Origin of the sequence: Paenibacillus rubinfantis, from assembly GCF_001486505.1 — a bacterium.
Lineage (GTDB): Bacteria > Bacillota > Bacilli > Paenibacillales > Paenibacillaceae > Fontibacillus > Fontibacillus rubinfantis.
In genome coordinates, this window is sequence record NZ_LN909066.1 from 823,330 (window position 1) to 847,374 (window position 24,045).

Genomic DNA, 24,045 nt, shown 5'->3' on the forward strand with positions numbered 1-24,045 from the left:
TATGTTTCTCCCCTCTCCCCAAGTTCGCTCTTCTATGCGCTCGCCTTGCTCCCGGCTTTGGCCCGGCCCAGGAATGACCGAATCCGTTCCTGATTTGTGGTAAAGGCCATGAATCCGACAATAAACACCCCGATCACGACGCTTTGCAGGGAACTGTTGATCCCCAGCACGACCATCCCATAGGACAGGGCATTCATCCCGAGCGCTCCGGCAAAGATGCCCAGGGACAAGTTCGTGAACTGCGCCAAATACAACCCCATCAACACAGGCGCCATGGAGGAAAACATCAAGGCGGTGGAGCTCAGATTGCCGGCAGGCGAGACCAACACGGTGGAAGCATTAAGAACGGCAGCGATGCCCAGGAGTACGCCGACCACCAAGTAGGTCAACAAGATATTTTTCTTCTCCTTCACGCCCATGTTCACCGCAAGTTTAGGATGGGCCGACAAGGATCTCGTATCGTAGCCGAATCGGGTATGGCTCAGCAAGAAGTAAAAGGCCACCATAATCAGCGCAAGCAAGATATAGATCAAAGGAGGTCTGGCGAAGATCGTCAGATTGGCATGCATGAACAACTGGGATCCCGAACCCCCGTAGACGAGGCCGGATACGGCCTCGTACATCATCACTACGCCGAGGGACACGATGAGGGTTGGCACCCGAATCCACAGATAGAGGAGCCCTTCCACCAGACTGAGCAGCACCGCTACACCGACGGTAATCGCCAGCAACATCACCGGCCCCAGACCCAGATCAATCGTCAAATTGCTGCCGATAATGCCGGCAAGCATGATGATAATGCCGGGGGCGAAATCCCATCTTCCGCCGGACAGGGGCAGCGCAATGGCATAGGCCGTAATTGTCGTCAGCACGCTGCCTCTCACAATCCGGTCGAAGGCGCCGGAAGAGACGCAACCCATTTTGCCCATGAGAAGCGTCACGATCAATATAACGACATACACCGCGATCGGAAAAATGAAGGTTTTCAGCAGGTTCACTGCTTGTTTCTTAATCATGACTTGCATAGTTTCACTCCATTATCCGCTTGCCCGTCAGACTTCTTCCCCAAGCAAGCATGGTTTAATTTCTGGCTGCCTTAATCTCGGCCAGCGTCCGGCTCGTCAGCTCCTGCAGCGAAGCCCAAGTGGCTTCGTCGTTGTACGTCAACATGACGTTCTTCAGCTCGTCGGCGGTCACCGGACCGTTTGCTTTATCCTCCGGAATGATATAGTTTTTGAAGTCTTGGGCCTCTTCGATCGACGTCAAGGTTACATAATTGACGTAACCGTTCGGTTTCCAATCCGCGTAGGTTTTGCCGTTCAGCCGATCGTAAATTTGCGCGAACGCATTGGCGATGACCTGACCGTAGTTGTTCGTCCCGGCCATCAAGACTTTGCCGCTTTCCAGCCCCTCTTCCGTCGTGTCGTTATAGCCAAGCGCCAACAGCGGCGTCCCCGGCTTGGTGCTGTTCAGGATCGCCGGATATACGTAATCCATGCCGGAACCCATCCCGAAAATCGCATCCACCTCGGGGTGATCGGATATCACCTTGGTAACGGCATCCACCGCATTTTCCGGAGCAAACGAGTGGAATTCGGTCGGGTAAACTGTAACCTCTCCCTGGGGATCGAGTTCTTTCATCTTATCGTTAAATCCCTTGATAATGGCAGGAGCATCAACGAAGGCGAATTCCAGGAACGACGTGATTCCGATATGTTTCGCGCCGGCAGCGTACGCCCGTTCCGCATACTTGGCCCCGAGCTCCTCCGGGTTCTCGCCGAATTGCTTGATGCCGCCCACAAAATAATCGCTGGATACCTGTTCATCAACCTCGGCAAGCGCAACCGCATAATATACGCCGGCTTCTTCGGCGAGGCTGACGCTCTGCTCCAGGGCGGTGTCATAGCCGCTGATCACAGCATCGACCCCCGAAGCGAGCAGGTTCTCCAGGCCGCTGATATGCCCTTCTTCGCTGGTTCCCACTGTGGCATAATTAAATTTGACATTGAAGTGGTTCTCCAGATAGGTGCAATAGGCTTTAATCTGCTGGCCTTGGAAATCCGTATAATTGTACAGCATGATTCCGATGGTATATTCCTTTTGGCTTCCGCCCTCATTCCCCTTGGCTCCGTTGCCGTTCGCTCCATTGCCCTTCCCCCCGCAGCCGGACAGAACGACGCCGACCAGCAGCATCATGGCGATCAATGCAAATCCCCACTTTTTGTAATTCATCGATTTTACCCCTTTTCTTTATTTGGATTGGTTTATCTGGGCATAACCTCGCCGGCGGGCCTCCGCAGAAGCAAAAACACAACGATGAGGAAAATCATCCCCTTAACCAGTGAAACTACTTCGGGCGGCACGCCCACCATAACCAAACCGTTATTCAACAGCACCAACGTAATGCTGCCGACAAACGCGGAACTCATTCGGGAACGGCTCCCTCCGTTTAACGCCATTCCCCCGAGAATGAGCGCGACGATGACGTCCATCTCCAGGCCCATCCCCGTATTCTCGCTGATAACCGCCGAGCGGGACAAGGAGAGAACCGAGGCGAGCCCGACCAGAACGCCCGCGAACAGATAGGCGATCACCTTGATCCGCTTCACCCGCACGCCGCTCTGCGAAGCGGCCAGCGGATTATCGCCGATCGCTTTGTTTTGTTTGCCGACAGGCGTCAAGTGAAACAGCACATAGCCGACCGCCCCCACCAGCACCATAATCGCAACGAGCAGCGGCACGTTCCTCCCCAACTCTCTTAAGGGGCCGGCGTCGGCCAAAGCAACTTTGGTCACCGAGGTCGACACCTGATAAGTCACGATCCCCCTGCCTGCGATCATCACCGCAAGCGAAGCGATCGCAGCCATCAGACCGAATTGGTTGGCGATCAGCACATTTAGCCCATAACAGACGACGGAGACCAAGATCGCCACAAGAATTCCAACCGCCAATGGGGCTCCCGCATTCATCGTGTAAATGGCGGCCATCGAGCTTAACGCGAGAACTGCCCCTACCGAAACGTCCATTCCGCCATGCGAGAAAATGAAGATGATGCCGACCGATATCGTGAACAAAATGACGAGCTGCTTAAGGATCGTGCGCAGGTTGAATTCGGACAACAAGGCACCGTCCGTCATCAACGCGAACACCAGCAGCACCAGCACCAGCCCGGCATATTGGATCAGCGCGCTCTGATGGTTCCTAATAAATGATTTCATTTCTTTCTCACCGCCTTGCCTAAATCATGTAGTCGATCAGCATGGATTCGCTCAAATTTTCTTCGCGCTGGAATTCCTTATTGATCTTTCCGTCTTTCATGATCAGAATCCGGTCGCTCATTCCGATCAATTCCGGGAGTTCCTCCGAAATGATCAAAATGGCGTATCCCTGCTGTTTGAGCGTATAGAGCAGCTGGTACATCGTCGTCTTCACGCCGACGTCGACGCCGCGGGTCGGACTGTCGAGGATCAGGATTTTAGAATCGTTTCCGATCCATTTTCCGAAGGAAACCTTCTGCTTGTTCCCTCCCGACAATTCCCCGACCCGTTGATTCATTCCGCTTGCCTTGATGTTCAATTCCTCGATTTGCTTCCGGGCGAATTTCTTCTCCGCTCCAGGCAAGACAAGACCGAACCGGGTCAGCTTGCCGAGGGCGGAGAGCACGAGATTCTCCTTGATCGAAGCTTCCATGATCAGCGTTTCCCGGTCCCGATCCTTGGATACGTAGCCAACCCGATGGGCGATCGCCGTTTGTACGTCTCTCACCGCATGCGGCAGAAAGATCCCGTCATCGTTCTCCCCATAGACGTTGACTTCCCCCTGCTCCGGCTTCATCTCGCCGAAGATCACCTTGCCTACCTCGTGCATCCCGCTGCCCGATAAACCGCCGATACCTAAGATTTCCCCTTGGTACAGCTCGAGACAGATGTCATGAAGCGTATCGGTATGGACGCCGTTCATGCGAACCATCACCTGCTCCCCGCGCGAGGAATCGGTATCACTTCGATAGTAGTTTCCTTCAATCACCCGGCCGACCATCGACTGTTTGATATGGTTTTCCTCGAAATCGGACCGCTCGATCGTCGTGATCAAATCGCCGTCCCGCATCACGGTCAACGCATCGCAAACCTCCATCAACTCGGGAAGATCATGAGAGATGAACAGAACCGCCTTATTCCGGTCGCGCAGCTTGCGCATCAAGCGATGGATCAGCATTCTTCCGTCATGCGACAATGCGGTTGTCGTCTCGTCGACAATGAACAACTCCGGGTCGTGATACAAGGCTCTGGCGATCTCGACCAGCTTCCGCTGCTCGAAGCTTAGCATTGATGCCGGCTGCGAGACGTCCACCTCGCCGAATTCGACAAGCGCGAGCGCTTTCTCCGCCTCCTGACGCATCCGCTTGCGATCGACGAACCCGTTCCGGACGAACCGGCTCTCGTCTCCCAGAAAAATATTTTCCGCAATCGACAACGGGCCGATGGTTCCGGTCTCCTGCACGATCATGGAGATCTTTCTGGCCCGGGCATCCAGCGGGTTTCTGGGAGCATACGGCTCCCCTTCGACATAAATGTTCCCCTCCGTCTTCGGAAGCAGACCGCTGATCATGGCGGAGATGGTTGATTTTCCCGAGCCGTTCTCACCGATCAGCCCGCGGATTTCGCCGCGATAAATTTTCATGCTGACCCGATTCACGGCAACGACCTCATTAAATCTCTTCACGATGTTTCTGGTTTCTAAATAAACGGGTTTGTCCATGTTTACCTTCCTTTAAGTGCGTGTTCAAAAGTGCATGTTAAAAAAGTCAACCTCTATTCCTTGATATCGCTTTCTTCCCGCAGCCCCAGTGTAACATGATTCAAGGATGGGCTATAACTGATCCATTTATCTTCATTAGGGCAAATATTTAACCAATCTTCTGCGCCAAACCTTCTGAATCAAAGCAGAAAGTTAAATAATCCACCTTGGAACAAGCCGTGAAAAACAAAAAAACACGGCGTAAAATCACGTTCATCTCGTTGCAGCCCGTGCCCCTCGCGTATTCGGGACAAATCATTTTAGCATAGAGAAGGACAAATAATAACTATAGTTTTTATCCTGAATAGAGCAAAATTTTAACCTAAACATTGATTTTCCAACATTTCACTCTTTAGTATTGTGGATTACATTAATATTTAGTACACTCTGGAAAAAGCAATAAATTAAAAAAACACCCATCAAGGAGTGCTTGACCTTGGAGTTCCGTCATGAAATCATCAACTTTCCCAAGAAACTGCCCATCAAATTTTTCCTGCACCGGATCGGCAACGTCAGCCGGCATTGGCATCAATCCTTGGAGCTGATCGTGGCCATGAAAGGCCAGGTCGACATTAATGTGGGCAACGCTGCTTATCGATTGGGCGCGGGTGACCTCATTCTCATCAATTCCAACGAGGTACATGAGCTGCACTCCGAAGACGCCACCATGGTCGCCCTGCAGATCAAGCTTGAGCTGTTGAAGGAAGTTGTCGTCGATATCAAAAAAATGTACTTCGACTGCAACACCGCCAACACAAATGACCCCGAAGCCTTCAAAAACATCAAACGGATCGTCGCCCAAATCTTGCAGCACAACATCAATGCTTCCGAGTTCGTTGATCTCAAGAACGCCTCTCTCGTGTATGAATTGATCTACGAACTCTGTGCCCATTTCAGCAGCGACGAACCGGAAGCGGCCCTCCAGCCGAAGGAAGGTCTGGACCGGCTGCGGCGGATTCTCGACTACGTCAACAGCCATTACGGGGAACCGATTTCCCTTCAGGAGGTGGCGAAGCAGGAGTTCCTGTCCGTACCTTACCTGTCCAAATATTTCAAGAAGAAATTGGGCCTGTCCTTCAGCGAATATCTAAAGGACCTCCGCCTGCATTACGCAGTGAACGATTTGCTGAACGAATCGCTGACGATCGACAAAATCGCCGCCAAAAACGGCTTCCCCAACGTGCGTTCGTTCGTGACGGCTTTCAGCGAGAAATACGGGGAGCTTCCCAGCGTGTGGCGCAAGAAACATGCGGAAGAGGTATCGGGCAGCATCGAGGCGACGAAGGAAAAGTCGGTCAACTACTATCAGGATGAGCCGCATTCCTATCACGAGGAGATCTCCCGGTTTATCGAATCCAATCTGGGGGAGCCTTCCGTCTATGCTCCGCGGGAGAGAATTTTGCGCAGTCTCACTTCAACGATTCAAATCGACTTGTCGGGCCCGGCCGACCGGCTGAACCATCATTTCAAGAATTTCATCGGGGTCAGCCGCGTCAAAGAAGTTCTCTATGCCGTTGTTCAGGAAGCACTGCGTACCGCGCAGCGGGAAATCGGATTTAAATACATCAAGATGCACGGCTTGCTGGACGACGATCTTATGGTTTACGACGAGGATGCGGAAGGAAAACCTCTGTTCAATTTCCGGCTGATCGATAAAGCGTTCGATTTCCTGCTTTCGGTCGGCCTGAAGCCGCTTGTGCAATTTTCGTTCATGCCGGCGAAGCTGGCGAGCGACTTGTCGAAAACTGTTTTCTACGCCAATATGAACACCAGCCCGCCCAAAGACATGGAGAAATGGAACCGGCTGGTCGAGGCGTTAACTCTGCACCTGATCGGCCGATACGGCACGGAAGAGGTGCGCAGCTGGCTGTTCTGCGTATGGAACGAACCCAGCTCGTCCAACCTGCTGTTTGGCTTCAAGCAGGACGAAACGTTCTTCTTGCTGTACCAAAACACGTACGAGACGGTAAAAAACATCGATCCCGCGCTCCCTTTCGGCGGCCCGGCCGCTTTCTCGACCTATAACAAAAGCGAGGATTGGCTGTTTTCGTTCCTTGCATTCAGTCAAAGCAGCGGCTGCCTGCCTGATTTTATCACGGTTCATTATTACGACATTGATCTGATCTCCCATGACAATCATCTCAGCATGGACAAGCAGCTCAATCTGAGTCCGGTCACCGATTCGTTCAAGCAGTTTATCGATCGGCTCCAGGATCGGCTGCGGGAAGCCAAATTGGCTGATTTGCCGGTGTATATGACCGAATGGAATTCGACGGTTTCGCACAAAGATTTGATGAGCGACACCTGTTTCAAGTCTTCTTACGTGATCAAGAATATTGCGGAAAATTACGACCGTTTGGACTCGTTCGGTTACTGGCTCCTGACCGATCTGCACGAAGAGAACCGGCTGCCCCGCCAAGTGTTTCATGGCGGCCTCGGATTGTTTACTTTCAACAACATCAAGAAACCCGCTTACCACGCCTTTTGCTTTTTGAATAAACTGGGGGATTTCCTTGTGGAGCGGGGAGACGGATACTTCGTAACGAAACAGGCGGACCGTTACCAGATACTCCTATACAACTATCATCATTACGACGATATTTACGCGAACGGGATCTCGATCAGCATCTCGCACAAGGAACGTTACGCGCATTTCCCGAACAAAACGAATCGCGAATTCCGGCTGGAGCTCTCCCCGCTGGCCGGCGATTTCGAAATCAAACATTCCGTTGTGAACCGCACTTACGGCAGCGCCTACGACAACGCCTTGAATCTCGGGCAAACGGAAGAACTCTCCCGCGACGACATCGAATACCTTCGGCGGATATCGATTCCGAAGATCGAGAAGGAGCGGATTTCCTGCTCGGAAGGACTGACGATTCACGCCGTGCTGGAGCCTTTTGAAATTCGGTTGATCGAAGTATCGAAAATCTATGAACCCGGCCGCAGCCGATCGTTGCAGCAGGCCAATTCGAACGTGGAGGAAATCAAATGATAAAATGGTTTAGAGATCTGAAAGTCATCGTCAAATTCATCGCCTTGTCTTCCGTTATCCTGGTGGCCGCCTTCTCGGTTCTGATCGGCTGGAACCTGAAGGTGCTCGAGAAAATAAGCCTCGATCGGGGGATGCTGGAGGCCGAGAGTACCGGACAAACCTATGCCGATGCAAACGCCAAACTGGTTCAGAAAACGGTGGCCTCGCTGGACTCGCTGCGCTCCATCTTTCTCGATGAGCTTTCGCAGGGAGACCTGGAACGCGGGCGGTTGATCCGCAATCTCGCGAACCTGCTGAACGACAACGCTTCCGCCAGCTCGATGTTTACGGTTTGGGAGCCGGATGCATACGGACGGGACGCCGATTATGCCAAGGATCCGCTCTTTGCCGAGAATGGAGGCCGGCTGGCGACCTTGGCCATCCGCTTCGACAACGGCCAAATCATGCCGGTGCCGTTTGGCGGCCTGGATACCTTCACCGCCTACGAACAGGCCAAAGCGAAGAAACGGGCGATCGTAATGGAACCTTACAATGCTTCGACCGATAACGGGGAGTCGGAACTGTTGACCATGATTTTGCTCCCGATCTTGGATCAGAACGAGCAATTTCTCGGGGTCATCGGCAGTGCGTTCCTCCTGGATACCTTTCAGCAGTCCGCTGAGAAGGAGCATCCGCTCGGCGGCAACGTCTCCCTGCTGTCCCAAGGCGGTTTATACATAGCTAACGGCGAGAATCCCGAGGAGATCGGCCATTCCTTTCTCGCTGACGATAGCCATCGGCGGGTGTTTGAAGAAGTGCAACAGGGCAAGCTGTCCCACGAAAGCGCGGATTCCGGCGGAGAAGCTGTCGTTCGCGCATTTAAGCCGATCCCGATTGTCGACGATGAGGTATGGTACGTACAGACGGTTATTCCGAAAAGCGAGATTTTCAAAACATATACGCAAAACCGCAACCAATCCCTGGTGATCGGGCTCGCCGCCCTGCTCCTTCTCGGCCTTGGCGTCTGGGTGTTGGCGCGCATGATCGTCATCAACAATATCGGCCGAATGGTCTCCTCCTTGCGGTTTATGGCGGACGGCGATCTAACCCGCTCCGCGCCGGTCCGGTCGAAGGACGAATTCGGGAAGATGACGGAACATCTGAATGAAACCGCGGCAAGTTTACGGGGAATGCTGCGGCATACCTCCGACATCGCCCTTACCGTCAGCGCCACTTCGGAGGAATTGAAGGCTAGCGCCGGGCAAACATCGCTGGCCGCACAATCGATTTCCGCCTCCGTGGAAAATGTGGCGGACGGTCTGAAGAAGCAGAATGCCGAAGCGGAAAAAGCCGCCGAGATGATGCGGGAAATGGCCGAAAGCGTCCGGCGCGTGGCCGCCTCGTCCGAAGCGGTGTCCGGATCGGCCGATGAGGTCATCGGGCAGACCCGGCAAGGGGATCGAGTCGTGCGGCAGGCAGTCGGTCAAATGAACGCGATCTCCGAGTCCATGAACGAATCAAACGAAGCGATCCTTCGGCTTAGCGAACGGTCCGGGGAGATCGGAAAACTGATCGGACTGATCTCCGGCATTTCGAATCAAACCAATATTTTGGCGCTGAACGCTTCCGTCGAGGCGGCCCGGGCCGGCGAACAGGGCAAGGGATTTGCCGTCGTTGCCTCAGAAATCCGCAAGCTGGCGGAGCAAACGAAGCATGCGGTAGACCAGGTGCAAGCCGGCATCGCGGAGATTGCTACGGACACCGAGCAGGCCGTACGACTGATCGGCAACACGGCGATCGAGGTGGATAAAGGCCTGGAAAGCGTGACGGAGAGCGGACAGTTGTTCGCATCGATTATGAAGGAAATGAGCGAGGTGGGGAACCGGGCGCAGGAAGTTTCGGCCGAGGTTCAGGAAATGGCTGAAGGGGCCGCCCGCGTCGCGGAAGCGGTCCGCCTCGTGTCGGGCATCACGTTGACTTCGACGGACGAAGCTGCGCAGGTGGCGGCCGCCACCGAAGAGCAATTGGCCACGATGCAGGAAATCGCGGCCGCAGCTAGCCACCTGAGCCGTCTCGTGCAGGAGCTCACGGATCAAATGGCTCATTTTAGAATTTGAGCCAACCTTGATGGATGTTCCCATTTACAAAGCCACATCCTAGAAGCACAAAAAGTTGGACGGAAAATGCAGCTTTTTCCATCCAACTTTTTTGTGTTCTGGGAGTTAATGCGCAAGCCTTTCCATTTCCCCATCTTATCGGCTTGGAACCCTTTATTCCGGGCTTTAGACCGCCTTATGACCCGCCGCATCGATTCTAACCTGCGAGGCATTCGAGCATTTCTTGCAGACTTTAAGCTGTTGTCCCGTGCTCGTGTTTTTGGTATACAGCAGCTTGATTCGCGTGCTCCCGCACACCGGACACGTCCCGCGGCCGCGCGAAGGCAGGTTCCAGATCGATTTTCCACGTTTATTTTTGGCCATAACCTATCACCTTCAACGATAGAATAAGTTCATTACAGGAATTAGAAGAACTTTTTATGCTCCCGATCCTCTTTCAGGATCTCCACCGCTTCGCGGAACCGCAAGCTGTGCACGATCTCCCGCTCGCGCAGGAACTTTAAGCTGTCCTGGATATCGACGTCGTCGGTCATGTCGATGAGCCACTGGTATGTAGCCCGCGCTTTTTCCTCGGCCGCGATGTCCTCGTACAGGTCGGCGATCGGATCGCCTTTGGCCTGGATGTACGTCGCCGTCCAAGGCACCCCTGCCGCGTTCTCGTAGAAGAGAGCCTTATCGTGGTTCACGTAATAAGGATCCATTCCGGCCGCCTTCAGCATCTCCGGCGTCGCGTCTTTGGTGAGCTTGTAGACCATCGTTGCAATCATTTCGAGATGTGCGAATTCCTCCGTCCCAATGTCGTTCAGGAGCCCGATCACCTTGTCGGGGATCGTATATCTCTGATTCAAATAACGCAGCGCCGCCGCCAGCTCGCCGTCCGCGCCGCCGTACTGCTCGATCAGCAGTTTGGCCATCCGCGGATCACATTTGCTGACGCGAACCGGGTATTGCAGCTTTTTCTCATACACCCACATATCGCCTGATTAACCTCCTTTAGCTTCCCATCACGGATTGAAGGCAGGTTGCTAAACCTGCCAAGGCCAAGGGCTTTTCGACCATTCCCAAGGGAATTTCGAATAGGCTCGCCCGAAGTTTTGCAGCGGGCCGTACAGCTGCTGAAAATGGTTTGCATGCTGCGTCCGTTCCTGGGTCAGCTGATTAAACTGCTGAATCGCCGCCAGATCATCCGGGTGCGTGTCGAGGTACAAATTCAGCTCCACCAGCGCAAAGTCCAGCGCCTGCAGCTTCTCAAGCTTTTCATAATACTCCTGGTCGAACGGTTGATTGTTGGGATTCGTATTCATGAGATCACCGTCCTTTTCCCCATTTGGATTCATAAGGACTGTACAACGCCGGCCATAATGTGCCGTGTTTCAGGGCATCCATCGGGCTAAACTGCGGCAAATTCGGGGGCTGAAAGTGGATAAACAGCTGCGGAGGGGTGCTGTAGGTTTTGTGCGTGATCGGCGGACATGGGTCGAATGGGCCTATAAAAGGGGTCCACACACGTTCCTGAGGATGGCTCAAAGAAACTTCCTCCTTCTTTAAACATGGTCATGCAGGCGCAATCGCCAAATTTTCCCTGCATCCTACCACTAACATATGACAATCGCCCAAATAATGAACCGGAGGAGCCGCAATTTCACAAAAAAATAACGCCGTACCCCCTTAGCTAGGAGGTGCGGCGTTATGTAACCGGACGGAGCTTGTCCGCCTTATTCCTCTTCGATTTCCTCATCCGGCTCCTCGACGACGAGGCGGATGACCTTCACGCACGTGATGCGCAATCGGCTGCCCTAAGACGGGGGACAATGGTCAAGACCAGAGAGTATACAGCCCTTTAATCTGAAACTCTTTCCCAAACTCCTCAAATGAAAATGATATGTACAATGACACCAATTTAACTAATTAGTGGAAAATATAATTATACCCAAAATAAAATAATTATCATATGAAATTCGTAATGTTTTTTTATTTTTTTAGTTTATTATCATTGGATTTGTAACAAATACCTTATCTTAGGAGATGATGAGCTATGAAAAAATCTTTTCGTCTATTCACGTTTGCATCAGCTGTAGTTTTATTATTTACTATTGCTTCTCCGGCTTATGCGGACGGTTTGGAGGAATCGACTAGTAGTATTCACGGGCATTTGAATACGATAGTACAGTTTGCTGATAGGACACCAGAAGTTGTTGAAAAGTTGTATGACCAAATCGGAATTGATTTGAATGAAGCAATAAACTCATCCATTGCTCAAATAAACAACAATACGGTAGAAATAATAACTAGCCTTCCAGAAACCACTTTACAGATTGATGGTAGTAATGTAAATCTATCTAATGGGGAATTTTACCTTGATGGATTGACATCTGGTCTCCATAAAATTAGTGTTTACAGCGTAAACAACTTAATTCATGAACAAGAAGTTATCCTTGATAATGGATTGAATCATATTCCAGTAGATGCAAGAATTAACTTTGGTGATTTGGTTGCCAGTTCGGAAAGTAAGATGGATCCTGATTTCTCCAAATCATCAGCAACTAATTCTTCTGAAATTACTCCTCTTTCAGATCCTGATTCATGGAATGGAATTGGTGTAGGAGCAATTTTAGGGGAAGGTAAAGGTAAGATGTTGTTACTAACTAATGAAGGACACGTAAGTTGTAATAAATCAGATTGGGATAATGGAGCTAACTTCCCTGCAAATAATTCTGATTGTGCATTAGCAATTGCTGGTGGAGTTATGTATAGTAGTAACCCATTATTATTCCAGGCATACGCCCAAGGTAGATATTGTTTACAAGAGAGTATGAATACAGTAGAGAGTCCGAGCACCGCCAATGTTTATTGTAATCAAAAACAAAAGGCGTCTGGATATTATACCGGATACCGGAACAAGGGGTACAATTGCTCAAGTTTTATTTTTTTAGGCGGTGATGAACGCCTTAATAAATATGACCTGTAAAATAAATTTCTTGGAGGGCCAAATCGGGTAAATGAAGAATAGAAAGATGGTCATTATTATTGGAATAGTCTTACTGTCTATTGTTATCTTTCTCTATTTTAGCACCAGTAAGATTATGGACTATCTAAATAGTAATACCAGAGGATCTAATAACTATGTAATTAGTATGGGTTATAATCTTAATGATGAAACTTTCACTTTCACTGATCGTAGTTCGGAATTCATTAACCGAAACGGAATAAAGATTCTCATTGAATTTCCAGAAATGAGCAAAGGTACCCATCACGGAAGGCTCCTTGTTAAGGAACTTGCAACATCGGATACTGTAATGGAACAACATGTTCACATTACCAAGGGCATGTCTGGGCAGGTAGTTCAATTAACTTCTGCGGGTTGGTCCACAGGTAAATATAAATGTATTTTTGAAATAGACAACAATCAGTTGGCTTCAAAAGAATTTATTTTAAAGTAATACATTAGGGCTATCTTTATGTCGACTTCAACGACCTAAAGGACCCCTTAATTCAATTTTCTATACGATAATCACTCACCATCCTTATTCTACTGGATTCATAAGAGCTGAATAACACATACGTTCCTCAGGATGGCTCAAAGAACCGGCCTCTTTCTTAAAAAATAACGCCGTACCCCCTTAGCTAGGAGGTGCGGCGTTATGTAACCGGACGGAGCTTGTCCGCCTTATTCCTCTTCGATTTCCTCATCCGGCTCCTCGACGACGAGGCGGATGACCTTCACGCGCGTGATGCGCAATCGGCTGGCTTCCTCAACCTCGAACAAGAAGCGGTCGACCTGCTTTCTTTTCCCTTTGGCCGGGGTACCTTCGAGTTCCTTAAACAACCAGCCGCCGATCGAATCGACTTCCTCGTCTTCGATTTCGCTGCCGACCAGGTCGTTCACCTCTTCGATCAGCAAACGGCCGTCCACCGAATAGACGTCATCCGACAACTTCTCGATGTCCGAGCGTTCGTCCTCGAATTCGTCATGCAGATCGCCGACGATCTCTTCGAGAATCTCCTCGGCGGTCAGAAGGCCCGCCGTTCCGCCATATTCGTCGACGACCAGCGTTACCTGGGAGTGCTTCTTCTGCATCAAGCGAAGCACCTGGCTGATTTCCATCGACTCCGGCACATTCAAGATCGGTCGAACCAATTCCTCCAGGTGGAGCGGCTTCTCCGGATCGGGCAGCAGCAGATCGGTAATATGAACGAACCCGATGATCTGATCCTTATCCTCGACGGCGACAGGGTAACGGGAGTGCTTCGTGCCCGCCACGATCTTCATGTTGTCCTCCCAGCTCAGGTTCGTATACAAACAGTCCATATCCGTCCGCGGCAGCATCACTTCCCGGGCCAGCATATCGGAGAAATCAAAAATATTGTCTACCAGCTTCATCTCGTCCTTATCGATGACGCCGCTTTTAGCGCTTTGATCCATCAGGATGCGGATCTCCTCTTCGGAATGCGCCGCCTCGCCTTCGCCCGCGGGTTCGATGCCGATAAGCCGGAGCGCGCTGTTCGCCGCCGTATTCAACAGCCAGATGACCGGAAGGAACAAACGGTAAAACATCAAAAGCGGCCATGACAGCCATAAGGACGCTTCCTCCGACTTTTGGATCGCCAGTGATTTCGGAGCCAGCTCCCCCATCACGATATGTAAAAAGGTAATGATCGCAAAGCCAACCGCCACCGAGATCGTTGAGATCAGCGTTGGATCCGTAGCCCCGATTTTATGCATCAGCGGTTCAATTAACAGCTCAGACACCGCCGGTTCCCCGACCCACCCGAGTCCCAGCGAAGCAAGGGTGATGCCCAGCTGCGTCGCCGACAGGTAGGTGTCCAGCCGCTTGTTGACCTTCAGCGCATAATTCGCCCGCCGGTTGCCTTCCCGCGCCAGTTGAGTAAGCCGGGATTGACGTACCTTGACGAGCGAAAACTCCGCAGCCACGAAGAACCCGTTTAAAAAGACGAGAATAAGGACGAGCAGCAGATTCCAAAATAGCTTGCCTATTTCAAATTCGGTATGACCATCGGGTGACACAGGCATGCAATACGCCTCTTTCCTATATTAGTTCTACCTTTATAAAGTAGCGGCTTTACGCGTTTTAAAATCCGTATCTCGGTAATACATGTCGGCGACCAGCAGATTCGGGCCGCAGCAGCCGGCAGCGTCGCAGTGGCAATTGACTTTCTGGTTCAATGGATGCTCCGTCAGCCAGCGGCCGAAAATATCGTCCAACCGGCCGTCCCGCACATTGCCGAAGGCCGGGATTGCGGCAAAATCCGTTACGTATACATCCCCGGTGAACATATTCACATTGACGCGATTGCGTCCGTCCGGGTCGTTGCGAACCGTCACATTCGGCTCCCTCCGCAAGCGGCGCAGGAGTTGCAAATCTTCCTCGTTCTCGTTGCAGGCGAAGAACGGCAGCGTTCCGAACAGCATCCAAACCGCCGGATCCCGTGTGTCCAGCAGCGAGTGGATCGCCGCCCGCATATCGCTTAGCGCCAACACCGGCAACCCTTCGGCAAAATCGGCCGCATACATCGGATGGACCTCATGCCTTTGGCAGCCCATCTCTACGATCATCCGGTGAATGTCCGCAAGCTTCCGGTGCGTGCGGTAATTAATCATCGACTCGGCGGAGATGAACATCCCCGCTTCGCTAAGCCTGCGCGTATTCTCGATCATCGTATCGTACATTTTGTAGGCGACCTCCGGCTTGACCGGATGCCCGCTGCGGGCAAATCCGATCTCATGGAAATCGCGCTCGCTCGTATAGTTGAACGAGATATGCATGACATCCAAATAAGGAAGCAGCTTCTCGTAACGTTCATAATCCAATGTCAGATTGGAATTGATTTGCGAGCGGATCCCCCGCGCCTTAGCATATTTCAGCAGCGGGATAATTTTCTCCTCTACGGTTTGGCGCCGAAACGTAGGTTCCCCGCCGGTAATACTGATCGTCTGCAGATGCTCGACTTCATCAAGCGCTTTTAAAATCAGCGGCAGCGGCAGTTGCTCAGGCTCCTTCAGCACAAGGCTGTCGCCAACCGCACAGTGCTCGCACCGCATATTGCACAGATTCGTTACCGTCAATTCCACGCTGGTTAACACGTGGCGACCGTATTCGCGAAGCGACCGAATCGGGTCCCAAGGATCATAGCTTGGGCTGATTGGACTTCCTACCCTATCCATCGTTTTGATCTGTTTCTTCATCATTCTCCTACCACCATTTCCATTCCGTCCACTTCCGCAATCACGATGGAAAGCTGGGTGGACAAATCTACTTCATAAGGCGACCGGATTTCCTCTCCCCGTGGGTCCTTCAAAATCCGAACAACCGGCCGCTGCGGCATATGACCGGGAATCCTCGATACCACGCCGGTTTCGCCAGAACTCAATTTAACCGTCATCCCGATTGGATAAATAGCAACCCGCTCGCGGAACAGCTCCAGCTTCGATTTCTCATACCAATGCCCGCAGCCGGTATACAGCACTTCCAACGCCAAATGCGGCAGCATCGCCTTGCGGTAAACCCGGTGAGTCGTCATGGCGTCGTAGGCATCCGTGATTGCGATCCAGCGGGCGTACTCGTGGATTTCGCTGCCGCGGATCCCGCGGGGATACCCGCTGCCATCCATTTTCTCATGATGCTGATAAGCACAGTGCGCCGATAACAACGGGATTCCCGGTTCATCCTTCAGCATTTTAAAGCCGAGGTCGGGATGCTGTTTAATCAATTCAAACTCCTCGTTCGTGAGCCGTGACGGCTTGGTCAGCATCTCCAGAGGGAGCTTCGTTTTGCCGATATCGTGCAGCAGGGCGCCTAATCCCAGCACGGTCAGCTCATCTTTCGTGTACCCATGGAGCTGGCCGAGCAGCAGTGTATACACGCAGACGTTCAACGAATGACGGTACAAGTAATGATCCATGCTGTTCATATTCATCATCATGATCATGGCGTCGTCGCGGGCACTAAGGTCGTCCAAGATCGATTCAATCAAGCCGGAGAAGGCTTTGCCCAAATAAGGATAAGTCACGTTCTTTACACTCGGCGTAGCCCATTTGCGGAAATTCGTCCGAATTTCCCCAAGCGCGCGGCGCCGCGTTTCTTCCTCTATCATTTCCGGAATCACCAAATCGTCCGTACGAGGATCAGCCACGTACAAGAAATCCAGGCCATGGGCCTGTAGCCTGCGGATGATCGCATCGGTCAATTCTGCATTTTCGGACAACAGAATGATCCCGTCCTCATTATAAATCTTTTTCCCTAATTTCATTCCAGCCTGCAGCGAGGCGACTGGGATTAACCGCATGACTTCCACTTCCGTCTCTGTTCAAGGTTTCTATATGTATCTGGAATCAGCGGTTGATACCGAACACCACTTCCCTTTGAAGCGGGTCAACGCATAATGAAGATCCAGAACAACGCAGCCAAAATAAACCGATAATACGCAAAATGGCGAAGCTGCACCCTTTGGATAAGCTTGAGAAACGCCAGGACGACCACATAGGCCACCACAAAAGCAACCACAAACCCAATCAGGAAATACCCGATCGTATCGGACGTCAAGTAGCGGTAAGAATCCAACATTTCATACCCCGAAACCGCACACATAATCGGGATGGCGATCAGGAACGAGAAATCGGCGGCCGCTTTATAGCTAGCCCCGCTGAGCATCCCTCCGGCAATCGTCGAACCGGATCGGGAAAATCCAGGCCAGAGCACGGAGATACATTGATATAAACCGATCAACAATGCCTGTTTATAGGTAAGCTGATCCATTTCCGGAGCGGTAATCGTCGCTTTCTTCTTATTAAACCATTCGGCGAAAATCATAAATATGCCGCCAACCACAAGTGCCCACAACACCGTTTGGGAACTGAACAGACTTTTGATAAAATCACGGAAGACATAACCGACGCCCAGCGCCGGGACAATCCCCAATAGAATATGAATCAGATTCAACCGGCCTTTGGGGGCATTACGGTCCACCACGGTCACTTTTTTGCTTAAGCCAAGCAAGTTTAGGATCCGTTCCCGGTACACCCAGGCCATAGCCAGGATCGCACCTAACTGAATGACGATTTCAAAGGTTTTCATTTCCGGCGACTGATCGTCGTATCCCATCAGCTTGGCCGTCAATATCATATGTCCCGTCGACGAAACCGGAATAAACTCCGTTAAACCTTCCACAATGGCTAAAATAATCGAGACAATAAGACTCATGTGTTCCTCCTGATCGAGTGTGACTTTGCGCTATAGCTATTCTACTTTTTTCCACCGGGATTGAAAACAACGATCCACCGCACCGGCGGTTTGCAGCTCAAGGCGCAGCAGGTCGCGTAGAAATTCAGGGAGCATATAGCGCTTCTCCGTTCCCTGCTTTAACCGCTCGTAACCAACGCCAAACGTGAACATGTCCAGCGTGCCGACAAGATAGGTTTGGTCTTCCCGAAGCGGTACGCCGGCCACGCTTGCCCGGATAATCCGCTCGTAGGGAGGCGCACCGGGGTCGTATTCGATTTCCAGGCCGTCGACGCAAATGCCGCCAAGCACCTTGCCCCGAAAACCAAACCCCATGATGGCCTTGCCCATCTTCTCCTCCAGCAGCGATTCTTCCAAGCTGGCCAAAATATCCTCGCCAGTTACCTGCATCGTGCAGGGGTTAATGGGCGAAGGGCAGCGTTCATGCAGCATGCCTTCGCTGATTTCGCCAGCTGGCAAGCCCGACAGCAGTTGGCCGCTGTTGACCAGAGAGAACTCGCTGCCGGTATGACGGCGAACCGCCTGAGCTAGCAGATTACCAAACGGTGATTCTGCTTCATACGACACCGGCAGCTCCCGTTCCGTCATGGCGACAGTCCGGTTCAAACGAAGCTTTGCAGCGTCCCGCTGCAAGGCGATGGCCGTCTCCACCTGCTCCAGCTTTGGCCCCTCCACAACAGGTAAACAAACCCCGTCCAGCATAAACCGTCCGGTATCGGAAATCTGACGAACGACGACCTTTCCCAAGAAGTTGCCGAATTTCCCCGCCGCCGTAACCATCGTCGATCCGATACGCAGCGGCTCCTCCAGCAAGTGATGCGTGTGACCGCCGATAATCAAGTCGATGCCCGGTACCGTCTCGGCCAACTGCCGATCCATCGGCAGCCCCAAATGGGACATCACGATGACGAGATCCACCTTGTCTCTCAGTTGTCCAACATCGCTTGCTATCGTGTCCAGCGGGTTTAAGGACTCCAGGCCCAACAGCTCATAGAACTCGGCGAATGCAGCCGTCGCCGCCACCAGCCCGATCTTGAGGCCAGCCTTGTGCACCACCTTCCGACGTTGCATCCAAGCCGGCGGTTGTCCGGTTTGCAGCTCTACAATATTGCCGCAAATCACCGTGCTATGCAAACCTGCGTAAGCCTGGCGCAGCATTTCCGGCGTAAAGGTTAGCCCTTCATTATTACCGATCGTGACGGCATCGTATCCCGTCAGGTTAAGCACGTCCACATTCGCCTGTCCTAAGGTGCCCTCGGTTTCGATCGCGGCCCGGTCCATATGGTCGCCGATATCGAGCAGGAGCGTGGAAGCCGGCGCCTCAGCCCGCAATTCATGAATCATCGCCGCAATGCGCCCCATCGTTTCGAAGTGGCTGTGAATATCGTTGGTGTATAAGATCGTTAACGTTTGCTGGTTCGTCTCCGGCATCAAGAACTGCCCCCTTGCTCTCTCAATCTATTCGGCCTATTCTAAATTTTAGAGTTCATTGTGTATTATATACCTTAAAATTGATCGTTGTCTTGTTATAATGTATATTACTTACAAACCATTCCGAGGAGACTTCTATGAATATACAAATTGCCCTTTTTGCGGGGTTGGCGGACCAAATAGGGACGTCCAGCCTCAGCTTTGCCTTCCCGCATCCGGGACGGCCGATCACTGCTGCCTCTTTAAAGGAAGCGTTGGCGGAAGCCTATCCTTCGGCAGCGAATCTAATTGCCGCTTCCTTTGTCGCTGTAAATCAGGAGTATGCCGCTGGCGATACGCCGATCACTGCGGAGGATGAGGTCGCGCTTATCCCGCCGGTATCCGGCGGGGAAGCAACCTCAGGCTTCCGATCGGACCTGACGGACGATGAACGGTTTATCATTACAGAGGAGCCGCTTTCTGTGGAGGAGATCACCGCCAAAGTGATCGCTCCCGACCACGGAGCGGCATTAACCTTTACCGGGACGACCCGGGAATGGACGCAGGGACAGCGAACCGTACATCTAGAGTACGAAGCCTACGTACCGATGGCTTTAGCTAAACTGCGCCAAATCGGTACCGAAATCGCCGAGCGTTGGCCGGGGACGCGCTGCGCCATCAGCCACCGGATCGGCCACGTGGATATCGCTGAAATCAGCGTTGTCATCGCTGTCTCCGCACCTCACCGGGCCGGATGCTACGATGCTAGCCGTTATGCGATCGAACGTCTGAAGCAAATCGTGCCGATTTGGAAGAAGGAGATCTGGGAAGACGGCTCCGAGTGGAAGGGCCATGGGCTTGGGCCATGGGACCCCCGCGTTCCGGGAGAACACCTCCTTTCGGGTGATTGACAAGCAACAAAATTCATTGTCAGTCCAATTATTTCCTGATATGATTAAGGAAAATTGGAAGATTATGAGGTGTCATCGTCCTTGAAAGTACATATTATGGAACTCAGTCCAGGCGACCGTCTCCAACACGACGTATTTAATCATTTCGGCGTTTTTGTTTTGCAGAAAGGCTGCGAGCTGAGCAGTGATGCCATTGTCAAATTGATGCAGCACGGCATCGACTATGTGGATATCGAGCCGCAAACCTTAGACGCCGAATTTCCTAAAGACCCTGCCTACCGGGCCAAGCCTTATATGAATGAGGCAGTGGACGGGTTTGAAGAGCTCTTTTTGGAAGCGCTAACCAGCGGCAGTATCGACGAAGCGAAAGTAGATCAGCTCCTCGAGCCCATGATCTCAGAATTGGATAACCAGAAGGATGTTGTCTCCCTGCTGCTGATGATCGGCGAAGAAGACAACTATACCTACCATCATTCCATGCAAGTTGGCATGCTTTGCTATTATATCGCTTCCTGGATGGGGTATACCAAAGAAGAAGCTTATAAGGCCGGGAAAGCGGGCTATTTGATCGATATCGGCAAATGCAAGGTCCCGCAGAGCATCCTGACCAAACCCGGCAAGCTGACGCCGGAAGAGTATGAGGAAGTGAAGCGCCACACCGAATACGGTCATGAGATCATCCTGAGTTCGACTGGGGACGAGCTTTCCGCACTGGTGGCGCTGCAGCATCACGAACGGGAAGACGGCAGCGGTTATCCGCATGGTTTGCGCGAGAAGGAAATCCATCCGTTTGCCAAAATCGCCGCCGTTGCGGACGTGTACTCGGCGATGACCTCGAACCGGGTATACCGCTCGAAACAAGAGCTGCTCTCGGTGCTGCGCGAGCTCAACAGCCTCAGCTTCGGCAAGCTGAGCCCGGAACCAACCCAAGTGCTGATCCGCCACCTACTGCCGAATTTTATCGGTAAGAAAGTGATGCTGAGCTCCGGCGAGATCGGTTCCATCGTGATGACCAACCAAGCGGATTTCTTCCGGCCGCTGGTCAAGACCGATACCCGTTTCGTTGACCTGTCCAAAGAACGTGAAATCTCGATCGAAGAGGTTTATCTATAATACGACATCATTCCCTCCGGGTCCGATCAGGCCCGGTTTTTTTATGCCGCTGATTTGCCCGTATCGTCTCAACATGAATCCTTTCGGCGTTCGCCCAACCAACTCATGCCTATTCGTCATACACTAGCAAAAACGACGGAGGTCAGCGCAAATTATGCCTAATTACCGCATCATCGTGGATTTATCGGATCGGATGCTGTATTTGCTGGACAATAACATCGTTGTCCGCGGATTTCCGGTAGGCATCGGAAAAATGCTCACGCAAACCCCCGAAGGAATGTTTACGATCGTCAACAAGGCCCCGAATCCCGGCGGGCCGTTTGGCGCCTATTGGATGGGTTTGTCCAAGCCGCACTACGGAATTCATGGGACCAATGATCCTTCATCGATCGGGAAGGAGGTATCCCACGGCTGCATCCGAATGTACAACCCGGATGTGATCGAACTAGCCCGCATCGTGCCGATCGGGACAAGCGTGACGATTCGGAAGTAAACCGGTTCTAAGTTATACGGAGAAGAGCTTTGGGAGAAGCTATATCCGGTGGTGATCCGAATGCTCATCAACTCTCTCCTTTTGTTTATTATTCCATGGATCTTTGGAGCTTACCTCTTCAATACAGATAGGGAGCTATTACTATCTATTGGACCTTTTTCATCTCTCATTGCCTTTATTTTTAATGAATGGGGAACCCATATAGGATGGTGGTCCTTTCAGCCTGAGCGGTTTGAATTCTTGTCGATCTTCCTTTCAAACCTCGGTATCTATTTAGTTGTCCCTTGCCTGATGGTACGTTTTATACGGAAAAGAGCATTAAATTCGATCGCAGCAGTAATCATCTTCTCGGGATTACTTACTCTTCTAGAGTTTATTATGTTCACCGCAGAAAGAATCAAATATGATTTGGGATGGAATATGGGCTGGACCGCTGTATCCTACCTCTTGAGCAACTCATTAATTACTGTTTATTTCTCGATTTGGAAAAAGGTACGAAAAACATAAAAGCTCGCCAACCCCAAGGGGTGGCGAGCTTTTGCAATGCATTGGAGTTCGATTGAAGGTTACCCAATACTGCCTTCCATCTCGAACTTAATCAACCGGTTCATCTCCACCGCGTATTCCATCGGCAGCTCTTTCGTGAACGGCTCGATAAAGCCCATGACGATCATCTGCGTTGCTTCTTCTTCGGTGAGACCGCGGCTCATCAGATAGAAGAGCTGCTCCTCCGACACCTTCGATACGGTCGCTTCATGCTCTAACGTGATGTTGTCGTTCATGATTTCGTTGTACGGAATCGTATCGGACGTGGACTCGTTATCGAGAATCAGCGTATCGCATTTGATGTTCGATTTCGCGCCTTCCGCCTGACGGCCGAAGGAAGCGAGACCCCGGTAGGTTACCTTACCGCCATGTTTGGAGATCGACTTCGACACGATCGTCGACGTCGTATCCGGCGCCAGGTGGATCATTTTCGCTCCGGCGTCTTGAAGCTGGCCTTTGCCGGCAACGGCGATGGACAACACGCTGCCTTTTGCGCCGCGGCCTTTCAGGATAACGGCCGGGTATTTCATCGTCAGCTTGGAGCCGATGTTGCCGTCCACCCATTCCATGTTGGCGTTCTCTTCGGCTACCGCACGTTTGGTTACCAGGTTATAGATGTTTGGAGCCCAGTTTTGGATCGTCGTGTAACGAACGCGAGCGTCCTTCTTCACGATGATTTCCACGACTGCACTATGCAGCGAGTTCGTGCTGTAGATCGGCGCCGTACAGCCTTCGGTGTAGTGCACGAAGCTGCCTTCGTCGGCGATGATCAGCGTACGTTCGAATTGCCCCATGTTCTCCGAGTTGATCCGGAAATAAGCCTGCAGCGGCACTTCGCACTTCACGCCTGGCGGCACGTAGATGAAGCTGCCCCCGGACCATACAGCGCTGTTCAGGGCCGCAAATTTGTTATCGGCCGCAGGAACCACCGTTCCGAAATACTCCTTAAACAGTTCCGGATATTCACGCAAAGCGGAATCCGTATCCATGAAGATAACGCCTTGATCCTCGAGGTCCTTCTGGATGCTGTGATATACGACCTCCGATTCGTATTGCGCGGAGACGCCGGCCAGGAACTTCTGCTCGGCTTCTGGAATCCCCAGCTTATCAAAGGTTTCCTTGATTTCCGCAGGGACTTCTTCCCACGTCTTACCTTGCTTCTCGGATGGTCTTACATAATATTGAATATCGTTAAAATCAAGCTCACTCAAGTCGCCGCCCCAACGCGGCATCGGCATTTTCTCGAACTGCTCGAGCGATTTCAGGCGGAACTCCAGCATCCATTCCGGCTCGCCTTTAATGCGGGAGATCTCCGTCACGATTTCACGTGTCAAACCTTTACCCGATTGAAAAATCGCCTTATGTTCATCCCGGAAGCCGTATTTGTACTCTTCCAATTCCGGTGCTTTTTTGGCCATGTTCGGCT

22 protein-coding genes are annotated in these 24,045 nt (G+C 51.8%); 8 read left to right on the forward strand and 14 right to left on the reverse strand.

Features of this window, described 5'->3' with window-relative positions:
- Nucleotides 1–32: 32 nt before the first annotated feature.
- The 4 genes from BN3277_RS21315 to BN3277_RS21330 are packed head-to-tail and all read right to left on the reverse strand — an operon-like array spanning nt 33 to nt 4,758.
- Entirely contained in the window at nt 33–1,025 is a 993-nt protein-coding gene (locus tag BN3277_RS21315) for an ABC transporter permease (RefSeq protein WP_059046192.1), read from the reverse strand.
- Between the two features lie 55 nt (nt 1,026–1,080).
- Complete coding sequence (locus BN3277_RS21320) at nt 1,081–2,232, reverse strand: sugar ABC transporter substrate-binding protein (RefSeq protein ID WP_059046194.1); 1,152 nt, start codon at nt 2,230–2,232, stop codon at nt 1,081–1,083.
- Nucleotides 2,233–2,264: 32 nt separating this feature from the next.
- Nucleotides 2,265–3,218: an ABC transporter permease gene (locus BN3277_RS21325; protein WP_059046195.1), complete on the reverse strand. Its 954-nt coding sequence runs from the start codon at nt 3,216–3,218 to the stop codon at nt 2,265–2,267.
- A 19-nt stretch (nt 3,219–3,237) separates the two neighbouring features.
- A complete protein-coding gene (locus BN3277_RS21330) occupies nt 3,238–4,758 on the reverse strand; it encodes a sugar ABC transporter ATP-binding protein (RefSeq protein WP_059046197.1) in 1,521 nt (506 codons plus the stop codon).
- Between the two features lie 475 nt (nt 4,759–5,233).
- On the opposite strand from BN3277_RS21330, the gene BN3277_RS21335 reads away from it, so the two are divergent.
- Nucleotides 5,234–7,792, forward strand: a complete 2,559-nt coding sequence (locus tag BN3277_RS21335; RefSeq protein WP_059046199.1) for a GH39 family glycosyl hydrolase — start codon at nt 5,234–5,236, stop codon at nt 7,790–7,792.
- On the forward strand, nt 7,789–9,888 hold the full coding sequence (locus tag BN3277_RS21340) for a methyl-accepting chemotaxis protein (protein WP_059046201.1): 2,100 nt from the start codon (nt 7,789–7,791) through the stop codon (nt 9,886–9,888). The genes BN3277_RS21335 and BN3277_RS21340 overlap by 4 nt, the downstream gene beginning before the upstream one ends.
- Nucleotides 9,889–10,053: 165 nt before the next feature.
- On the opposite strand, the gene BN3277_RS21345 is transcribed toward BN3277_RS21340, so the two are convergent.
- Genes BN3277_RS21345 through BN3277_RS21360 form a run of 4 tightly spaced genes read right to left on the reverse strand, consistent with a single transcriptional unit; the run spans nt 10,054 to nt 11,415 of the window.
- Complete coding sequence (locus BN3277_RS21345; RefSeq protein ID WP_059046203.1) at nt 10,054–10,251, reverse strand: hypothetical protein; 198 nt, start codon at nt 10,249–10,251, stop codon at nt 10,054–10,056.
- A 41-nt stretch (nt 10,252–10,292) separates the two neighbouring features.
- On the reverse strand, nt 10,293–10,862 hold the full coding sequence (locus BN3277_RS21350) for a manganese catalase family protein (protein WP_059046205.1): 570 nt from the start codon (nt 10,860–10,862) through the stop codon (nt 10,293–10,295).
- A gap of 51 nt (nt 10,863–10,913) precedes the next feature.
- A complete protein-coding gene (locus BN3277_RS21355; protein ID WP_059046206.1) occupies nt 10,914–11,192 on the reverse strand; it encodes a spore coat protein CotJB in 279 nt (92 codons plus the stop codon).
- Nucleotides 11,193–11,196: 4 nt separating this feature from the next.
- Complete coding sequence (locus BN3277_RS21360) at nt 11,197–11,415, reverse strand: spore coat associated protein CotJA (RefSeq protein WP_059046208.1); 219 nt, start codon at nt 11,413–11,415, stop codon at nt 11,197–11,199.
- 508 nt (nt 11,416–11,923) lie between these two features.
- Here BN3277_RS21360 and BN3277_RS21365 point away from each other — a divergent pair.
- Nucleotides 11,924–12,856, forward strand: coding sequence for a hypothetical protein (locus BN3277_RS21365; protein ID WP_059046210.1), 933 nt, complete (start codon nt 11,924–11,926; stop codon nt 12,854–12,856).
- Nucleotides 12,857–12,887: 31 nt separating this feature from the next.
- Nucleotides 12,888–13,328, forward strand: a complete 441-nt coding sequence (locus BN3277_RS21370; protein WP_059046211.1) for a hypothetical protein — start codon at nt 12,888–12,890, stop codon at nt 13,326–13,328.
- 227 nt (nt 13,329–13,555) lie between these two features.
- Here the strand turns inward: BN3277_RS21370 and BN3277_RS21375 are convergent, their stop codons facing one another.
- The 5 genes from BN3277_RS21375 to BN3277_RS21395 all read right to left on the reverse strand — a co-directional run bounded on the left by BN3277_RS21375 (nt 13,556) and on the right by BN3277_RS21395 (nt 19,577).
- Entirely contained in the window at nt 13,556–14,920 is a 1,365-nt protein-coding gene (locus BN3277_RS21375; protein WP_059046213.1) for a hemolysin family protein, read from the reverse strand.
- A gap of 33 nt (nt 14,921–14,953) precedes the next feature.
- Complete coding sequence (yfkAB, locus tag BN3277_RS21380; RefSeq protein WP_059046215.1) at nt 14,954–16,093, reverse strand: radical SAM/CxCxxxxC motif protein YfkAB; 1,140 nt, start codon at nt 16,091–16,093, stop codon at nt 14,954–14,956.
- Nucleotides 16,093–17,193, reverse strand: coding sequence for an HD-GYP domain-containing protein (locus BN3277_RS21385; RefSeq protein ID WP_059046217.1), 1,101 nt, complete (start codon nt 17,191–17,193; stop codon nt 16,093–16,095). The genes yfkAB and BN3277_RS21385 overlap by 1 nt, the downstream gene beginning before the upstream one ends.
- A gap of 86 nt (nt 17,194–17,279) precedes the next feature.
- Nucleotides 17,280–18,107: an undecaprenyl-diphosphate phosphatase gene (locus tag BN3277_RS21390; protein ID WP_059046218.1), complete on the reverse strand. Its 828-nt coding sequence runs from the start codon at nt 18,105–18,107 to the stop codon at nt 17,280–17,282.
- A gap of 36 nt (nt 18,108–18,143) precedes the next feature.
- Nucleotides 18,144–19,577 carry a bifunctional metallophosphatase/5'-nucleotidase gene (locus BN3277_RS21395; protein ID WP_059046220.1) on the reverse strand — a complete coding sequence of 478 codons (1,434 nt, stop codon included), beginning with the start codon at nt 19,575–19,577 and terminating at the stop codon, nt 18,144–18,146.
- A gap of 137 nt (nt 19,578–19,714) precedes the next feature.
- Here BN3277_RS21395 and BN3277_RS21400 point away from each other — a divergent pair, with 137 nt between their 5' ends.
- From BN3277_RS21400 to BN3277_RS21415, 4 genes are all read left to right on the forward strand, one after another.
- Nucleotides 19,715–20,467, forward strand: a complete 753-nt coding sequence (locus BN3277_RS21400) for a molybdenum cofactor biosynthesis protein (protein ID WP_059046222.1) — start codon at nt 19,715–19,717, stop codon at nt 20,465–20,467.
- Between the two features lie 81 nt (nt 20,468–20,548).
- Nucleotides 20,549–21,580 carry an HD-GYP domain-containing protein gene (locus tag BN3277_RS21405; RefSeq protein WP_059046224.1) on the forward strand — a complete coding sequence of 344 codons (1,032 nt, stop codon included), beginning with the start codon at nt 20,549–20,551 and terminating at the stop codon, nt 21,578–21,580.
- 154 nt (nt 21,581–21,734) lie between these two features.
- Nucleotides 21,735–22,073, forward strand: coding sequence for a L,D-transpeptidase (locus BN3277_RS21410; protein WP_059046227.1), 339 nt, complete (start codon nt 21,735–21,737; stop codon nt 22,071–22,073).
- A gap of 48 nt (nt 22,074–22,121) precedes the next feature.
- On the forward strand, nt 22,122–22,580 hold the full coding sequence (locus tag BN3277_RS21415) for a CBO0543 family protein (protein ID WP_059046229.1): 459 nt from the start codon (nt 22,122–22,124) through the stop codon (nt 22,578–22,580).
- Nucleotides 22,581–22,639: 59 nt separating this feature from the next.
- Here the strand turns inward: BN3277_RS21415 and sufB are convergent, their stop codons facing one another.
- Nucleotides 22,640–24,037 (reverse strand): Fe-S cluster assembly protein SufB, encoded by a 1,398-nt coding sequence (sufB, locus tag BN3277_RS21420; protein ID WP_059046231.1) that lies wholly within the window; start codon nt 24,035–24,037, stop codon nt 22,640–22,642.
- Nucleotides 24,038–24,045 lie beyond the last annotated feature (8 nt).

What these genes read in the sequence shown, in the direction of transcription:
- BN3277_RS21370 (WP_059046211.1), top strand. Translation starts at nt 12,888, where the DNA reads ATGAAGAATAGAAAGATGGTCATTATTATTGGAATAGTCTTACTGTCT.
- sufB (WP_059046231.1), bottom strand. Translation starts at nt 24,037, where the DNA reads ATGGCCAAAAAAGCACCGGAATTGGAAGAGTACAAATACGGCTTCCGG.
- BN3277_RS21345 (WP_059046203.1), bottom strand. Translation starts at nt 10,251, where the DNA reads ATGGCCAAAAATAAACGTGGAAAATCGATCTGGAACCTGCCTTCGCGC.
- BN3277_RS21410 (WP_059046227.1), top strand. Translation starts at nt 21,735, where the DNA reads ATGCCTAATTACCGCATCATCGTGGATTTATCGGATCGGATGCTGTAT.
- BN3277_RS21330 (WP_059046197.1), bottom strand. Translation starts at nt 4,758, where the DNA reads ATGGACAAACCCGTTTATTTAGAAACCAGAAACATCGTGAAGAGATTT.
- BN3277_RS21365 (WP_059046210.1), top strand. Translation starts at nt 11,924, where the DNA reads ATGAAAAAATCTTTTCGTCTATTCACGTTTGCATCAGCTGTAGTTTTA.
- BN3277_RS21375 (WP_059046213.1), bottom strand. Translation starts at nt 14,920, where the DNA reads ATGCCTGTGTCACCCGATGGTCATACCGAATTTGAAATAGGCAAGCTA.
- BN3277_RS21340 (WP_059046201.1), top strand. Translation starts at nt 7,789, where the DNA reads ATGATAAAATGGTTTAGAGATCTGAAAGTCATCGTCAAATTCATCGCC.
- BN3277_RS21385 (WP_059046217.1), bottom strand. Translation starts at nt 17,193, where the DNA reads ATGCGGTTAATCCCAGTCGCCTCGCTGCAGGCTGGAATGAAATTAGGG.
- BN3277_RS21315 (WP_059046192.1), bottom strand. Translation starts at nt 1,025, where the DNA reads ATGCAAGTCATGATTAAGAAACAAGCAGTGAACCTGCTGAAAACCTTC.
- BN3277_RS21320 (WP_059046194.1), bottom strand. Translation starts at nt 2,232, where the DNA reads ATGAATTACAAAAAGTGGGGATTTGCATTGATCGCCATGATGCTGCTG.
- BN3277_RS21350 (WP_059046205.1), bottom strand. Translation starts at nt 10,862, where the DNA reads ATGTGGGTGTATGAGAAAAAGCTGCAATACCCGGTTCGCGTCAGCAAA.
- yfkAB (WP_059046215.1), bottom strand. Translation starts at nt 16,093, where the DNA reads ATGAAGAAACAGATCAAAACGATGGATAGGGTAGGAAGTCCAATCAGC.
- BN3277_RS21390 (WP_059046218.1), bottom strand. Translation starts at nt 18,107, where the DNA reads ATGAGTCTTATTGTCTCGATTATTTTAGCCATTGTGGAAGGTTTAACG.
- BN3277_RS21325 (WP_059046195.1), bottom strand. Translation starts at nt 3,218, where the DNA reads ATGAAATCATTTATTAGGAACCATCAGAGCGCGCTGATCCAATATGCC.
- BN3277_RS21395 (WP_059046220.1), bottom strand. Translation starts at nt 19,577, where the DNA reads ATGCCGGAGACGAACCAGCAAACGTTAACGATCTTATACACCAACGAT.
- BN3277_RS21355 (WP_059046206.1), bottom strand. Translation starts at nt 11,192, where the DNA reads ATGAATACGAATCCCAACAATCAACCGTTCGACCAGGAGTATTATGAA.
- BN3277_RS21400 (WP_059046222.1), top strand. Translation starts at nt 19,715, where the DNA reads ATGAATATACAAATTGCCCTTTTTGCGGGGTTGGCGGACCAAATAGGG.